This window comes from Klebsiella sp. BDA134-6, from assembly GCF_015601345.1.
Classification (GTDB): domain Bacteria; phylum Pseudomonadota; class Gammaproteobacteria; order Enterobacterales; family Enterobacteriaceae; genus Klebsiella; species Klebsiella grimontii.
On the sequence record NZ_CP064784.1, the window covers coordinates 2407984 to 2423177 of the forward strand.

The following is a 15194-nucleotide window of genomic DNA, read 5'->3' on the forward strand; positions in this document are numbered from 1 at the left end:
AGTTAATGCGTGATATGTATGAAGTATTAGACCGCTGGGGTGCATGGGCTGCTGCTGATAGTAGTGGTGTTGACTGGCAACCCATTGCAGCTGGGTTTAAAGGTTTGCTACCTCATGGAAAGAAAACACGCCAGCAATGCGATGATGATGAAGGTATCATGATCGACGGATGTGTAGCGAGATTGCGGAAATATAAGCCGGAAGAGTATGAGTTGATTATCGCTCATTTCGTTATTGGTATCTCGTTGCGTGCTATTGCAAAAAAGCGGAAATGTTCAGATGGAACAATAAGAAAGGAATTACAGACAGCCCTTGGGTTTATTGATGGTTGTCTAGCAATGCTTGTTGAGTATATGGTATAAAAAATAGAACAGATTTACTGCTGATTGTTCAAAAAAGGTTGGGAATTGTTTGTATCCAACGTAGATGAGGCCTCCATAAAACATGGCTGATGCGAGATATTTAATAGTTCTCATCCTATTTTTAGCTTTATCGATCAGTCCTATTATATTGCTTTTTATACTGTCTGCATTATCTTTGATTTCTTTATTTTCTTCAAACTTTAAATACTTGTCGAAAGCAGACTCAACCCTGGAGCGTAAGTTGTCAAAGGTTTCATTAAAGATTTCAATGGAAATATAATTTACTTTTTTTATCATCCAAAGCCCAGCAACAATCAATATTGCTTCGGTTGGTTCATTTGCCTTAACTAAGCCGCCAGCTGCTATTAACGCACCAGGAATAGTCAACGCCTTTGTCTGGTTAGACGATATAAATTCATTAATCTTACTTGTGAACTCGAGATTTTTTTCATCGAGCTCATTTAGTATTTTATTTACAGAAAATCTTTTTGTGTAAACCTCATAAAGCTCATCATATTTTTTTCTAATTTGTTCAGTGGAATTAAGTAAGTCAAAGAAATTAAATAGGGTATTAGTCTTAAATACTTCATTTATTGCCGAGCGTATAACAAGTTTTCGCTCGCTTTTATGTAAATCTTTGATTTTGATGGTGTCTAATAACTCCTTTATAATCTCGTATTTAACAGGAGAGTTAGATAAGCGCTCTATGTCGCTAAATTGCAAGAAATGCTTAAGTTCGACTGTAAAGCTTTTATTTTCATTGGTGAAGAATAAAACGGAGCAATCGTTGGTGTGGTGATCTGAAATTAATGAAAGAATATCTTTCCACATAAAGAAAATGTGTATTTTCTGAATGCTTTCATTTTTACTTGTAGGGAAAATTAACGGTGAACCGATGATGTAATTGTTCTGGAGTGAGCTTTGATTGTATACTCTGGACCAAAAAGACTCGATATTCTCATAAATTAAAGAATCATTCCAAGATGAAGCTTGGCGGTTCAACCAAACTTCATTGTTTTCTATACAATTTGTTGCCTTTTTATAACCTAATGATTGTAAAAGTCTGATTATTTCAGGGCCACTTTCAGCAATAATACTTTCTTCAAGACTTATGACAGTATAGGAAGCATCAACTCTGCTTGATGCTCCATTAAAAATTTGTGCTAATCTTGATAAGTCATCAGCAATTGTCATTATTAACTGTCTCTATATCTTTTAAGTTCATCATAATCTGCTTGACTTAATTTTATCACAACTTCGCACTTGTTGTCAGCGAGAATAACGGGTTTGTTTGAATTTTCATCTCCAATAGCCCCGCGCATTATTTTTAACTTAAAATTGTTGTCGTTATCAGCAACTTCAATTGTAAGAGCGTTTTCTGCAGCTTTAAAGGTAGGTTCAAACTGGGGATCAATTTGGAAACCATTTATATTAACAAAATCGACAAATGTACCCCTACATTCATGGGTATCATTAAGGCATTGGTCAATTATTTTAGAAATATCTTCAATCTTAACTGATTTATTACCATTTTTATCTTTTGACTTTCGTTCCAGTAAGCTTTTGACTTCATCATCAATTGTATCACGCAGTACACGGCCCAGCGAATTTTTATTTGCAAAAATATCTACGGCACTGAATAATTGCTGAATACTTCTTTTATTGTCTGAATCATGCCGACAACCTAATGAGTCTTTGAAAAAATCACTTTTAGATTTGCCTTGCAAGAAATGAACATATGAGTCGCCTTTGTTTTCTGGGTAGCTGGCTTCAAATAATGTCAAATCAAACATTGCCGCTTGTCGCAAGGCATCGGTATTTATTGGGTTTAATCTTGTTGGAGTCAATTTATCCGAATCAAAATCATAGGCGCTTTGTTTATCAACCATTACGATTAGAAGCCTACCCAAATCCTCTGGCTCGGCGGATTTGTAGTGGATAAAAACAACACTCCCTCCCTGAAGTTGGGCAACTCTCGATTCGTTATTAGCATTATATTTGAGTTTATCGATTATAGCATTGGATAACTGAATGAACTCATTATCTTTATTGATATATTTTTTTAAGATTGTTGGTATTGAAAACGGAGTGTTGTCTGAATCAAGGAAGTTATGAAATTTGTTTTTTCGGCTAAATTTTTTCTCTATTCTAGTTATGAATTCAGATGCAACTTCATTTTTTAGATCCCAAACTTCGCCTAATCGATATTCAAATGCTCGGGAATCATTTTTTTCGAGATTTGCAGTGACAGCACCAATTGGAAAATAAGATTGTTTGTCCAACACTACAACATGAGGGGTGGCACCGCATTTATCACAAGCTACAGTGGGATTGTCAAGAATATTGCCACATTCTAAACAAGTTATATTCATAATATATCCAAAATCATAAGAATAAATTAATATGGAAAAAATTTTATCAAAACCCTCACGCGTACGCAAAAACTATCGTAATCTGTTAAGAGTGGTCACTTCGACACACAACTTAATCATCAAAACCTCGCCTTCAGGCGGGGTTTCCTCGTTTCTGGAAGCGGGAAATGTGAAAGCTAAACGGATAGACCGCGTTCACAAGCCACAGTCATGATGTGGCCCCGAGTCTCCTTGAGGGAGTCAGGCGCAGGTCCGAACTGCGGCATACTACTGGTTAGGGTTAACGAGGAAAAGGGGATGCCGGTAAGGCAGCGCGAACGCCAGACGCGCACCGGTTATAAGCGGCGATGATGCGACAGGAACTCAAGGGCATGAGCGCGGACCACTGCGAGAGTGTGGTTGTGCAATCCGGCTAGGGTTCTTGAGTGAATGCGTGCCTCACTACACGTTGAAGCATACGCGAGAGCTCCGAACCAGATTGCTCATTTAGCTTGGCAGGTAAAGCGCTTCTTATCAGTAAGCGGAATATAACTGGTGAGAGCATTCATAGTGTAGGGCAGGACTTTGTGTCGAAAGGTGGCAGTAAGAAAACAGGGGTAATTCCCAAGTATCACTACCCCTGCTTCTGTAAAAGTGGATAATTATTAATACCTTTTCTTGAAAGTTTTTTTATATCTCCGCCTTTCTTTGATGTAAGAAATCAGAAATCCCACAGCAACTAAAAGAAGAACTACAGCTAACGCTATCATCAGTATGGCTGTCATGTGAGTTAACCTCTGGAAAGAGTATGGACATTCTTGTTTTTATAAAACGTAGTTTGCGATTGGCGTAGGAAAAATCCTAACTGATAATTCCTTTTAAATTTATCGTTTTGTATGAGTATTTATCATTAATACCGTAATGATTTCATATGCATTAATTAATCGTGTTCTGGCTTATTGAAAAGTTTCGACAGGCGTGTGTACCCCGTTGTTGCAAGGTATTGACTATGTGAATGCTACATGGCTAATGTATTGCTGTGGTGAATCCCCCTATGCGGAGGGGCGTCCAACTAATAGAGCGAAAGCCCTGTGAATACCACGCGAGTGATGTCTGTTGGGGCATGCTCACCGGGAGGCACCCGGCACCACATCTAATCGCAAGTAAGTAAACTGAACATCCTGTTGGGTTTACTCATCCTCTTTGGCAGACTATGGTTAATTACAGTAACGACATAAAAGGGAATGTTTTTCTGGTAAATCGGTAGCTCGGACTATCAGGAACCTTTCTTTATCGTTACTCCTCGAAAGCCAACTTTTTCAGCCCGCTCTCATAGCGGGCTTTTTTTATTCCCCTCGTTCATGAGAGGACTCACAGCAATAGAGGGGGCTAAATGTCCGATCCTGTTTCTGGCACTACTGTAGCGGCTGGTGGGCTTATGGGGGCCAGCATGTTCGGCCTTGCAACTGGAATTGATTATGGCGTGGTGTTTGGTGCGTTCGCTGGTGCGGTGTTCTATGTCGCAACGGCGGTTAATATTAGCCGTATTAAGCTGGTGGGCTACTTCATCACGTCATTCATCTTCGGCGTTATCGGCGCGCCTCTCCTTGGCTCGTACTTCTCAAAATGGACGGGGTATAGCGACAGGCCACTTGATGCGCTCGGCGCCGTAATCGTTGCAGCCATAGCCATTAAATTGCTGACATTCGTTAACAGTCAGGACCTGGGTAGCCTGTTTGGGATTCTCTCTCGCTTACGTGGAGGAGGGACAAGCAATGGTAACAAGTGATCCGAGCGCAATCATCAATGCGGTGATATGCGCTGTAATTGTGGTTGCGTTGATGTTCTACCGGCGGGACGGGTCAAGGCACCGCCCCATGATATCGCTGATGGCTTACTTCACTGTGCTGGTTTACGCCAGTATTCCTTTCCGTTTCCTGTTTGGCCTGTACGAGTCATCCCACTGGCTGGTAGTGCTGGCGAACATTCTTATCTGCGGCGCGGTTCTCTGGTTCAGGGGAAATGTAGCGCGTCTGGTTGATGCACTGAGGCACTGATGAATAAATCACAACTCCAGAAGGCGGCTGGTATCAGCGCCGGGTTAGCTGCGCGCTGGTTTCCGCACATTGATGCTGCGATGAAAGAATTCGGTATCACAGCTCCACTCGATCAGGCAATGTTCATTGCCCAGATGGGACACGAGTCCGGAGGCTTTACCCGACTGGTGGAAAATCTGAACTATGCAGCAAATAGCCTTGTACCTACGTTCGGTAAACACCGTATCACCGCTCAGCAGGCCGCCGCACTCGGCAGAACGGCAACACAACCAGCTAATCAGCGAGCAATCGCGAATCTGGTGTATGGGGGCGAGTGGGGCAAAAAGAATCTCGGTAATCAGGTTGCTGGTGATGGCTGGAAATATCGCGGTCGAGGCCTGAAACAAGTTACGGGCTTGAGCAACTATCGCAGTTGCGGACAGGCGCTGAAGCTTGACCTTGTTACCCAGCCTGAGCTGCTGGAGCGAGATGATTACGCCGCGCGTTCAGCCGCATGGTTTTATGTTTCCCACGGTTGTCTACTTCATTCCGGTGATGTTGAACGCGTAACGCTGCTTATTAACGGAGGCTGCAACGGTCTGGATAAACGCCGTGCGCTGTTTAACTTGGCTAAATCAGTACTGGTGTGAGGTCGCTATGGGCATTGAAATGATTATTGGTCTGGCAACTGCGTTGCTGGCCGTTGTCGCTGGCGCATTTGGGTTAGGCCATGCGCGTGGGACCAACAAGGCAGAAGCCAAAGCCGAACAGCAGCGAATCGAAGAGAACGCCGCCGCCAGCATTGCCGCGGCAGAACGAAAGACGGAAGTCATGAAAGAGGCCAGTAATGTACAGCAGACTGTTAGCCATATGCCTGATGACGCTGTTGATCGGGAGTTGCGCGAAAAGTTTACCCGCAAAACCTGAAGTCATTGATACCGCCTGCGGCTGGGTTAAGCCGCTATACCTGACTGAGCGAGACATTATCGTTATGGACAGCCAGACAAAGCGCGACGTACTGGCATACAATCTTGCATGGAAATTTAATTGTAATCATTAGTATAATGCTATTTTTTGTATATCAAGAGGGTGACATGGACGACAAAACCATAGCGATTGCATCAATGCTGGCAACGGTCAGGTCAGCTGAATTAAGTTACTGGGCACTGATTGCAAGCATTTGTTCTTCATTTGCGACTTTATTTATCGCTTTTATGGCTTTGAATACCTGGAGGTCACAAGAGAGGGTAAAGTTAAAAATAAACTTCAAGATGGCTGTTGCAAAATATCTTGAAGTTCTTATTTATCTTCCTCTTGTTATGAGCGGAAAAGGCGAGCTTTCATCTAGATACAATAAGCATGACTTAATAAATTCATTAGTGTTATGTAAAACCGCGTGGTCTATGACTGAGGGGGTTTTTAATGGCACAGCAATAGAAAATGATTGGAATATAATACTTGACAATCATGCTGAATATTTGAAAGGAAGTATTGATAGTCGAGTTATTTATGAGGCTTGTGAACGAATATCATCATCAAAAATTCTGGGGGTTATTTTTATAAGGTGACTTGATGATCTAAATAGTTTTGAATTGTGCAGCTTAATTGCTGGCGCGTTATTTATGTTAACTTGATGACGTAATTTCAACGTCAACCAATAATAAATTTTATTTTGGCTTCTTATGGCATAACAATTCTATTGTTGAATTAAATAATTCATTTGATTATTGGGGATGTATCATGCCTGCATTAATCCCTCGTGCCTGCCGTAAGCGTGGATGCCCTGGCACCACCACCGACCGTTCGGGATATTGCGAGAAGCACCGTAATGAGGGCTGGCAGCAGCATCAGCATGGAAAGAGCAGGCATGAGCGCGGCTATGGTAGCCAGTGGGATATCAGACGTGCGCGCATCCTGAAGCGTGACAATCATCTGTGTCAGAACTGCCTACGCCGTGGGCTTGCTGTCCCCGCCACAACCGTTGACCACATTAAGGCTAAGGCGCATGGGGGTACCGATGATGATTCGAACCTCGAAAGCTTGTGCTGGCCCTGCCACAAGACGAAAACCGGGCGCGAACGTCTCAAGTGATATCGATTCTCATTTGAGAGGCGGCAGGGTGGGGGCGGGGTCAAATCCCTGACGGCAAAGGCCAAAAGGACCGCCGCCTAACCTTTTTTCACACCGCCGCAGGTTAGAAAACTTTTTTTTGGGGTCCCCCATCCGATGATTAATAGGAGTTTTCGATTATGCCAGGACCACCGAAAACCCCGACACATCTGGCTTTAGTGAAGGGGAACCCATCCAAACGCCCGATCAACAAGAACGAGCCAAAACCCCCGTCAGGGGTCCCCCCAATACCGAAACATTTCGATAAGCAGGGTAAGTACTGGTTCAAGCGTATCGGTGATGAACTTGATGCAGTCGGCGTATTGACCACGCTGGATGCTAAAGCGCTGGAGTTATTGATAGAAGCCTATGTTGAATACCGGCATCACTGCGACACGCTTGATCGGGAAGGTTACACCTATGCCGTCTACAGCGAAGAAGATTCAGACGAAGGAGGGGAGCGGGAAATCAGAATGATAAAACCGCACCCCGCAGCAGTCATGAAGGCTGATGCGTGGAAACGAATCAGAGCGATGCTGAGTGAATTCGGCATGACACCTGCCAGCCGATCAAAGGTTGGTGCAAAAGGCCCGGCAGAAGCCGACCCACTGGAAGAATTTCTTAAAAAGCGCAAATGATGAATGGCAACCGTTGCAGATGGATTCCGCTACGCCGAGCGCGTGGTATCTGGCGATATCGTTGCTGGCGAACTGGTGCGGCTTGCGTGCCAGCGGTTCTTTCATGATTTAGAGCACGGCCCGGAGCGCGGTGTTTATTTTGATGAAGGCCGCGCCCAGCACGTTCTCGATTTTTATAACTTCGTCCCCCATGTAAAGGGGCACTTGACCGGCAAGCCGATCGAGTTGATGGACTGGCACACCTTCATCCTGATTAACCTTTTTGGTTTTGTCGTCCCGCTGATAGATGAAATAACGTTTGAGAGCATTCTTGACGACGATGGCGACCCCATGTTTGTGCGTCGCTTTCGTACCGGCTATGACGAAGTAGCGCGTAAAAATGCCAAATCAACGCTTTCGTCTGGCATCGGGCTTTATATGACAGGTGCAGACGGTGAGGGTGGTTCTGAGGTTTATTCCGCCGCAACAACCCGGGATCAGGCCCGCATCGTGTTTGATGATGCGAAGCGTATGATTAAGCTGGCACCGAAAACACTGGGCCGGTTGTTTGGTAGTAACAAGCTGAATATTCACCAGGAGCGGACGGGCTCAAAATTCGAACCTGTAGCCAGTGATGCGAATAACCTCGACGGCCTGAATATTCACTGCGGGATCGTTGATGAGCTGCACGCACATAAAACCCGTGACGTCTGGGAAGTTCTGGAAACGGCGACCGGGGCGCGCCTGCAGTCCCTTATTTTTGCAATCACTACTGCGGGTTTTAATAAAGAAGGTATCTGCTACGAGCAACGTGATTATGCGATCAAGGTTCTGAAGAACTTTGATAACCCTGACCCACTTTCCATTAAGGATGACAGCTATTTTGCGCTGATTTATACCCTCGATGAGGGGGACGACCCTTTCGACGAGGCAAACTGGCCGAAAGCTAATCCCGGTCTGGGTGTTTGTAAGCGATGGGACGACATGCGCCGTCTTGCCAAAAAGGCAAAAGAGCAGGTCGCGGCACGTGTCGGTTTTTTTACCAAGCATCTCAATATCTGGGTGCAGGGTGAAAAAGCATGGATGGACATGGCTCGATGGGAAAAATGCCGTGACGTCTGGGATGTTTCAACTTCTGCCAGCTGGTCAATGTGGCTTGGCGTTGACCTTTCCAACAAAATTGATATTTCAGCTGCGGTTAAAGTCTGGCTCGCTCCAAATGGCGATGTTTATGTCCGCTCCCGATTCTGGATACCTGAAGGGCGGCTGGAAGCCTGTTCTAAGCAGCAGGCAGACCTTTACAGAAAATGGAATCTCGCTGGGTTCCTTGAATTTACCGATGGTGATGTCGTTGACCATGCAGTGATTAAAGAGGAAACCATTGAATGGGCGCGCGGGGACTCGCTGAACGAGTTTGCATACGACCCGTGGAGTGCCACTCAGTTTGCTTTGTCGGTAGCAGCTGAAGGAGTACCGATCGTCGAAGTTCCTCAGACGGTAAAGAACCTGTCTGAAGCAATGAAGGAAGTCGAGGCGAAAATTTACGCCGGACGTTTTCATCACGACGGTAACCCGGTGATGACCTGGATGATGTCCAACGTCACCGTCAAACCAGACAAAAACGAGAATATTTTCCCCAACAAGGCCACGCCTGAAAACAAAATTGATGGACCTGTCGCGATGTTTATTGCGATGAGTCGCTTGCTTGTTAATGGTGGTGGTGAAGTTGACTTCCTGTCCACTATCGACCCTGACGAAGACCTTTTACTTCTATGAAAACTTTAATCACTGATGTTATCGGGCTTACCGGGTTTGGTTCGCTCGCTGCAGGCGTATATCTGCAGTTCGGGCTAGCGCCGTCTCTGATGATGTCCGGTAGCCTGCTACTGCTTTATGCGCTGGTGGCGGCAATGAGGGGGAAAAATGCTGCTTGATGCCCTGTTCCGTAGTGAACCACTGGAAAACCCCGCCACGCCGATCACGGGTGAATCGGCAGAAACCGATAACATTTTTGCCCGCGACGTGTTTGTCAGCCCGGAAACGGCGATGAAGCTGGCTGCGGTGTATGCCTGTATTTACGTTATCTCTTCGAATATCGCTCAGATGCCACTGCATGTTATGCGGAAAACCAATAACAAGGTTGAAGCTGCACGCGATCACGGTGTGTTTTACCTGCTTCACGATGAACCGAACATATGGCAGACCAGCTATAAATGGCGCGAGTTAAAGCAGCGTCACATTCTGGGCTGGGGTAATGGTTACACCTGGGTTAAGCGCTCCCGCCGTGGAGAGGTTTCCGGGCTGGAATGCTGTATGCCCTGGGAAACAACGTTGCTTAACACAGGCGGCCGCTACACCTATGGTGTCTACAACGAAGAGGGGGCGTTTGCCGTCAACCCTGACGATATGGTGCATATCCGGGCGCTGGGGAATAATCAGAAAATGGGGCTCAGTCCAATCATGCAGCATGCCGAGACAATCGGTATGGGGATGAGCGGGCAGGCATACACCAGTTCATTCTTCAACGGTAATGCGCGGCCAGCGGGCATTATTTCGGTAAAAAACCAGCTTAACGACGAAAGTTGGGGGCGATTAAAAAGCATGTGGCAAAAGGCCACTGCCGCTTTGCGCAGCCAGGAGAATAAAACGATGCTTCTCCCGGCAGAGCTGGACTACAAAGCGCTCACCGTTTCCCCGGTTGATGCCCAGATCATTGATATGTCGAAGCTGAACCGGTCGATGATTGCAGGAATATTCAACGTTCCGGCACACATGATTAACGATCTCGAAAAAGCCACTTTCTCAAACATTACGCAGCAGGCCATTCAGTTTGTCCGCTACACGATCATGCCGTGGGTGACGAACTGGGAGCAGGAACTCAATCGCCGCTTGTTTACCCGTGCAGAACTGGCCGCCGGGTATTACGTCCGGTTTAACCTGACAGGCCTGCTACGCGGAACCCCGCAGGAGCGTGCTCAGTTCTACCACTTTGCGATCACTGATGGCTGGATGAGCCGCAACGAGGCGCGAGCCTTTGAAGATATGAACCCGGTAGACGGCCTGGATGAAATGCTGGTGAGCGTTAACGCGGCTAACCCGGCAGACGATTTTAAGGCGCCAAAAACCGACGAGGAAAAAACCAATGAATGACCGTGAAACGCGCTGCTATAGCGGGGAGGTTCGCGCGGAACAACGCACCGATGAACCTACCCGCATTCTGGGTTACGGATCGGTGTTTAACAGTCGCTCTGAACCCCTCTGGGGATTCCGTGAAATCATCAAGCCCGGAGCCTTTGACGATGTGCTGAATGATGATGTACGTGGGCTGTTTAACCATGATCCCAATTTTATTCTCGGACGCAGCGCCGCCGGAACACTTTCGCTGTCTGTCGATGAGCGCGGCCTGCGTTACGACATTACAGCGCCGGATACGCAAACTATCCGCGATCTGGTTCTGGCACCGATGTTGCGCGGTGACATTAACCAGTCGTCCTTTGCCTTTCGGGTCGCCCGTGATGGCGAGCACTGGTACGAGGATGACGAAGGGGTAGTTATTCGTGAAATATCGAAGTTTTCCCGGCTGTTTGATGTCAGTCCGGTGACCTATCCCGCATATCAGGAGGCCGATTCCGGCGTCCGATCGATGAAAGCCTGGCAGGAGGCGCGCGACGGCGGTGCGCTAAAGAACGCCATTAATCAACGAATGGCGCGTGAGCGCCTGCTGACCCTTCTTAACGCGTAAGGAAATACCATGAAACTGCATGAAATGAAGCAAAAACGTAACACCATCGCCAAAGATATGCGCGCACTCCATGACAAAATTGGTGATACGCCCTGGACTGATGAGCAGCGTACCCAGTGGAACGCTGCAAAATCAGAGCTTGATTCCCTTGATGAGCGTATTGCACGCGAAGAGGAACTGCGTCGCCAGGATCAGGACTATATCGATGAAAATGAGCCGGAACAGCGCCAGCAACAGAACCGTGATCCAGCAAACCCGGAAGCGCAGGTAAATGAGCGCAGGGCAGCGGCGTTTAATGCGTTTTTGCGCCGTGGTCTTGGCGAGATGAGCGCTGAAGAACGCCAGGCTTTAAAGGAGCTGCGTGCTCAGGGTACGACGCCGGATGAAAAAGGGGGTTACACCGTACCAACCCAGTTCCGCAATAAGATTGTCGATGCACTGAAAGATTACGGTGGTATTGCCAGTGTGGCCCAAATCCTGAATACCTCAAACGGACAGGATATCGACTGGGCAACTTCTGACGGTACTGCTGAAGAAGGTGAACTGCTTGGCGAAAACACCGAAACCAGTGAAGAAGATGTTTCTTTCGGCGGCGCGACTCTGGGAGCAAAGAAACTTTCTTCCAAAATCATCCGAGTGTCGAATGAATTGCTGCAGGACAGCGGCGTCGATATCGAAGCATTTCTTGCCGGACGTATCGCAACGCGCATTGGCCGTGGTGAAGCGAAATATCTGGTCCTTGGTACCGGGGCGGGTACACCGCTACAGCCGAAAGGACTGGCGTCCTCAGTAACAGGGACGAAAAACACGGCTTCAGCGACAGCTTTCACCTGGAAAGAACTCAACGCGCTGAAACATGCTGTTGATCCCGCCTATCGTAATGGCCCGAAAGTTCGCTTTGCCTTTAACGATGCAACGCTCCAGTTGGTGGAAGAGATGGAAGATGGTCATGGCCGTCCTCTCTGGTTGCCGAATATTATCGGTGGCGCACCTGCTACTGTTCTGCAGGTGCCGTATGTTGTGGACCAGGCTATTCCTGATATCGCAGCGGGTGCCAAATTTGCTTACTTCGGCGACTTTAACCGCTTTATCGTTCGTCGCGTCACCTACATGACGTTGAAACGGCTGGTGGAGCGTTACGCAGAGTACGATCAGACTGGCTTCCTGGCCTTCCATCGCTTCGACTGTGTGCTGGAAGATACCGGGGCAATTAAAGCGCTGGTGGGCAAACCGGCATCTGGCGGCTAAGGCAATAATCAGCTTCAACCTCCACCGCTCCGGCGGTTTTTTTGTGCCCGCAGTTCGCTGCGGGCCAGGGGAAATACATGAGCACAACGATTGAGAAGTTAAGGGCTCAGTGTCGAATCGATCTCGACGACACAACGGAAGACGAGTCGCTTATGCTCTATTATGGGGCTGCGCGCCGTAAGGCGGAGAACTTCATTAACCGTAATCTTTATGAAGATGAAGTGCCAGAAACTGATCCTGATGGGCTGTTGATTGCTGACGATATTTTACTGGCGTTGATGCTGCTGGTTGGGCACTGGTATGAAAACAGGGAAGAAGCTACAGATGCGGCCAAGGCCAGCATTCCCTTCGGTTTTACCTCTCTGATAGAGCCGTACCGCTATATTCCTTTGTAGGAGAATTTATGCAGGCAGGACGATTACGGCACCGGGTCACCATTCAGAACTTCACAACCTCCAGAACACCCTCAGGCCAGCCGGTTGAAAAGTGGGAAGATGGGAAAACCATCTGGGCCGAGGTTAAGGGGATAAGCGGTCGGGAGCTTTTAGCCGCTGGCGTAGAGCATGCTGATGCGACAATCCGGGTCTGGGTGCGTTTTCGCAGGGATATTTCAGCCACATCCCGATTGAAGGTACGGACCGGCCCGTTTAAAGGCGCAGTTCTTAACGTTACCGGGCCTCCGGTTCCTGATATCAAAGGTACCCGGCTGGAAATTCTCTGCAAACAGGGGACCGAAAAATGATTGATGTGAATCTGGATTTTTCCGGTTTGCAGGATATCGCCCGAGACCTGCAGACCCTCAGCAAAGCTGAAAACAATAAAGTCCTCCGGGATTCGACCCGCGCCGGGGCCGAAGTTCTCCGGCAGGAAGTTATTGACAGGGCTCCTGAGCAAAGCGGAAAACTGAAGAAAAACGTTGTTGTCGTCACCCAGAAAAGCCGTCGCCGTGGGGAAATCGCGTCAGGGGTGCATATTCGTGGCGTTAATCCGCGAACGGGGAACAGCGACAACACCATGAAGGCCAGCAACAAGCGGAATGCTTTCTACTGGCGCTTCGTGGAGCTGGGAACATCTACGGCCCCGGCACATCCCTTTGTGCGTCCTGCGTTTGATACCCGGCAGGAAGAAGCCGCACAGGCAGCAATGAACCGAATGAACAAGGCGATTGATGAGGTGCTGGCGAAATGACAGAGGATGATATCTACGCTTTGCTTGCTCCGCTGGCAGACGGGCGGGTTTATCCGTATGTGGTGCCGCTTGGCAGCGACGATTTACCCGCGGTGGCCGCTCCTTACATCATTTTCTCGATACCGACAGATGTTGCCGGGGATGTGTTCTGTGGGCAGGCCGAATCGACGCTGCACATTCAGGTAGACGTGTGGGCAGAAACTAACGATGAGGCCAGGGCGTTGCGGCTTGAGGCCCTTTCCCGGCTGGAAGTGCTTTCACCTACCGAAGTAACCAAAATCCCCGGCTACGACACTACAACCCACTTGCATCGGGCAACGCTCGAAATAACGGTCATTGCCTGACTGGAACCAATCCAATCTGACCGCCGCTGGCGGTTTTTTCATTTATGGAGGCTGCAATGTCAGCACTATTTGAACGCGCCCAAAAAACGGTAGTAATGATTACATCAGTGCCGGTTACTGCGGCAGAACTGGACACGGCGACGTGGTTAAACCTGAGTTGCACTATCAAACAGGCCAGCTTTACCGCCGGTCAGAAAAACGATATTGATGTGACGACGCTATGCTCTGACGAAACAGAAAATATCAACGGGCTTCCGGCACCGTCGGAAATGTCACTTTCCGGTAACTTCTACCGCAACCCGGCGCAGGATGCACTTCGTGCGGCATACGATAACGACGGCGTTTATGGATTTAAGGTTATTTTCCCGTCTGGTAATGGATTCCTGATGCGCAATGAGGTGCGTCAGCACACCTGGGATTCTCAAGCAAATGGTGTGGTAGCCGCAACGTTCTCGCTGCGTCTGAAAGGCAAGCCAACCAATATTAATGCCCCTGGCATCCTGTCTTTCGCGACAGACCTTCCTGCATCGCAAACGGTAGCGGCCGGAAGCGCCCTGACTATGGGGGTGGTCGTCCAGGGCGGCACAGCCCCTTATACCTACGTCTGGAAAAAAGGTTCGTCAACCGTCAGCGGGCAGAACAGCGCAACGTTTAATAAGTCCAGCGCAGTATCAGGTGACGCCGGGGTTTATTCCTGCGTGGTTACAGATGCCGATGGCACCGTTATCACCTCTGCTGACCACACCGTCACCATCAGTTAATGGAGCGCCGGGAAACCGGCGATAAACTTAATGTCAAAACAGAATCTTAAAGCGCTGGCGCTGGCCCCGATGGCGGGTTTCCGTAAAAAAGAAGTCACCGTTCCGGAGTGGGAAAACGCCAAAGTTATCATTCGTGAACCATCGGCTGAAGCCTGGATTCGCTGGCAGGGGATTGCCAGTCCGGAACAACCAAAACCACCGGAAGGGCAGGAAGCGCCAGAGGTGCCAGAACTGACCCCTTCAGAACGTGCGTTCCGCACGATGCGGGCAGATGTCACACTCTTCATTGATATTCTGCTGGATACCGACCTGCAGTACGTTTTCACCGTCAATGATACCGAACAGGTTGAAGCAATTTATGGCCCTGTCCATTCCCGGTTGTTGAAACAGGCGCTTGATCTCATTCGTGATGCGGATGATGCCAAAGCAAAGTAAA

At 48.1% G+C, this 15194-nt stretch carries 22 protein-coding genes; 19 read left to right on the plus strand and 3 right to left on the minus strand.

Going from position 1 to position 15194, the window contains the following annotated elements:
- Window positions 1-5: 5 nt before the first annotated feature.
- Window positions 6-362, plus strand: coding sequence for an antiterminator Q family protein (locus IYV58_RS11025; protein ID WP_195729590.1), 357 nt, complete (start codon window positions 6-8; stop codon window positions 360-362).
- On the opposite strand, the gene IYV58_RS11030 is transcribed toward IYV58_RS11025, so the two are convergent.
- The 3 genes from IYV58_RS11030 to IYV58_RS28590 all read right to left on the minus strand — a co-directional run bounded on the left by IYV58_RS11030 (window position 333) and on the right by IYV58_RS28590 (window position 3498).
- On the minus strand, window positions 333-1556 hold the full coding sequence (locus tag IYV58_RS11030; RefSeq protein WP_195729591.1) for a hypothetical protein: 1224 nt from the start codon (window positions 1554-1556) through the stop codon (window positions 333-335). The two genes, IYV58_RS11025 and IYV58_RS11030, sit on opposite strands and share 30 nt — an antisense overlap.
- Before the next feature lie 2 nt (window positions 1557-1558).
- Entirely contained in the window at window positions 1559-2734 is a 1176-nt protein-coding gene (locus IYV58_RS11035) for a nucleoid-associated protein (RefSeq protein ID WP_195729592.1), read from the minus strand.
- Window positions 2735-3378: 644 nt separating this feature from the next.
- A complete protein-coding gene (locus IYV58_RS28590; protein ID WP_142468685.1) occupies window positions 3379-3498 on the minus strand; it encodes a small membrane protein in 120 nt (39 codons plus the stop codon).
- Between the two features lie 608 nt (window positions 3499-4106).
- Between IYV58_RS28590 and IYV58_RS11045 the strand changes: the two genes are divergently transcribed.
- From IYV58_RS11045 to IYV58_RS11130, 18 genes are all read left to right on the plus strand, one after another.
- Window positions 4107-4502 carry a phage holin family protein gene (locus tag IYV58_RS11045; protein ID WP_064353266.1) on the plus strand — a complete coding sequence of 132 codons (396 nt, stop codon included), beginning with the start codon at window positions 4107-4109 and terminating at the stop codon, window positions 4500-4502.
- The gene (locus IYV58_RS11050; protein ID WP_017145564.1) at window positions 4489-4770 is read left to right on the plus strand and encodes a phage holin family protein; all 282 of its coding nucleotides are present in this window, start codon (window positions 4489-4491) and stop codon (window positions 4768-4770) included. The genes IYV58_RS11045 and IYV58_RS11050 overlap by 14 nt, the downstream gene beginning before the upstream one ends.
- Window positions 4770-5399 carry a glycoside hydrolase family 19 protein gene (locus tag IYV58_RS11055; RefSeq protein WP_195729593.1) on the plus strand — a complete coding sequence of 210 codons (630 nt, stop codon included), beginning with the start codon at window positions 4770-4772 and terminating at the stop codon, window positions 5397-5399. Before IYV58_RS11050 ends, IYV58_RS11055 begins: the two co-directional genes overlap by 1 nt.
- Window positions 5400-5406: 7 nt before the next feature.
- Window positions 5407-5676 (plus strand): hypothetical protein, encoded by a 270-nt coding sequence (locus IYV58_RS11060; protein ID WP_195729594.1) that lies wholly within the window; start codon window positions 5407-5409, stop codon window positions 5674-5676.
- A gap of 167 nt (window positions 5677-5843) precedes the next feature.
- Window positions 5844-6317, plus strand: coding sequence for a hypothetical protein (locus tag IYV58_RS11065; RefSeq protein ID WP_195729595.1), 474 nt, complete (start codon window positions 5844-5846; stop codon window positions 6315-6317).
- Window positions 6318-6489: 172 nt separating this feature from the next.
- Entirely contained in the window at window positions 6490-6840 is a 351-nt protein-coding gene (locus tag IYV58_RS11070) for an HNH endonuclease (protein WP_087867210.1), read from the plus strand.
- A gap of 158 nt (window positions 6841-6998) precedes the next feature.
- Window positions 6999-7496 (plus strand): phage terminase small subunit P27 family, encoded by a 498-nt coding sequence (locus IYV58_RS11075; protein WP_047720924.1) that lies wholly within the window; start codon window positions 6999-7001, stop codon window positions 7494-7496.
- Between the two features lie 3 nt (window positions 7497-7499).
- Complete coding sequence (locus IYV58_RS11080; RefSeq protein ID WP_195729596.1) at window positions 7500-9251, plus strand: terminase large subunit; 1752 nt, start codon at window positions 7500-7502, stop codon at window positions 9249-9251.
- On the plus strand, window positions 9248-9409 hold the full coding sequence (locus IYV58_RS11085; RefSeq protein WP_195729597.1) for a hypothetical protein: 162 nt from the start codon (window positions 9248-9250) through the stop codon (window positions 9407-9409). Before IYV58_RS11080 ends, IYV58_RS11085 begins: the two co-directional genes overlap by 4 nt.
- Window positions 9399-10625: a phage portal protein gene (locus IYV58_RS11090; RefSeq protein ID WP_195729598.1), complete on the plus strand. Its 1227-nt coding sequence runs from the start codon at window positions 9399-9401 to the stop codon at window positions 10623-10625. The genes IYV58_RS11085 and IYV58_RS11090 overlap by 11 nt, the downstream gene beginning before the upstream one ends.
- Window positions 10618-11217: an HK97 family phage prohead protease gene (locus tag IYV58_RS11095; protein ID WP_032439289.1), complete on the plus strand. Its 600-nt coding sequence runs from the start codon at window positions 10618-10620 to the stop codon at window positions 11215-11217. Before IYV58_RS11090 ends, IYV58_RS11095 begins: the two co-directional genes overlap by 8 nt.
- A 9-nt stretch (window positions 11218-11226) precedes the next feature.
- A complete protein-coding gene (locus IYV58_RS11100) occupies window positions 11227-12465 on the plus strand; it encodes a phage major capsid protein (RefSeq protein ID WP_195729599.1) in 1239 nt (412 codons plus the stop codon).
- 77 nt (window positions 12466-12542) lie between these two features.
- A complete protein-coding gene (locus tag IYV58_RS11105; protein WP_098992353.1) occupies window positions 12543-12860 on the plus strand; it encodes a head-tail connector protein in 318 nt (105 codons plus the stop codon).
- Window positions 12861-12868: 8 nt separating this feature from the next.
- On the plus strand, window positions 12869-13207 hold the full coding sequence (locus tag IYV58_RS11110) for a phage head closure protein (RefSeq protein ID WP_004884319.1): 339 nt from the start codon (window positions 12869-12871) through the stop codon (window positions 13205-13207).
- The gene (locus IYV58_RS11115) at window positions 13204-13653 is read left to right on the plus strand and encodes an HK97-gp10 family putative phage morphogenesis protein (RefSeq protein ID WP_195729600.1); all 450 of its coding nucleotides are present in this window, start codon (window positions 13204-13206) and stop codon (window positions 13651-13653) included. Before IYV58_RS11110 ends, IYV58_RS11115 begins: the two co-directional genes overlap by 4 nt.
- Window positions 13650-13997: a gp17 family tail completion protein gene (locus IYV58_RS11120; RefSeq protein ID WP_049105834.1), complete on the plus strand. Its 348-nt coding sequence runs from the start codon at window positions 13650-13652 to the stop codon at window positions 13995-13997. Before IYV58_RS11115 ends, IYV58_RS11120 begins: the two co-directional genes overlap by 4 nt.
- 56 nt (window positions 13998-14053) lie before the next feature.
- A complete protein-coding gene (locus IYV58_RS11125) occupies window positions 14054-14758 on the plus strand; it encodes an immunoglobulin domain-containing protein (protein ID WP_195729601.1) in 705 nt (234 codons plus the stop codon).
- Between the two features lie 30 nt (window positions 14759-14788).
- Complete coding sequence (locus IYV58_RS11130; RefSeq protein ID WP_049131797.1) at window positions 14789-15193, plus strand: phage tail assembly chaperone; 405 nt, start codon at window positions 14789-14791, stop codon at window positions 15191-15193.
- The last annotated feature ends 1 nt before the right edge of the window (window position 15194 follow it).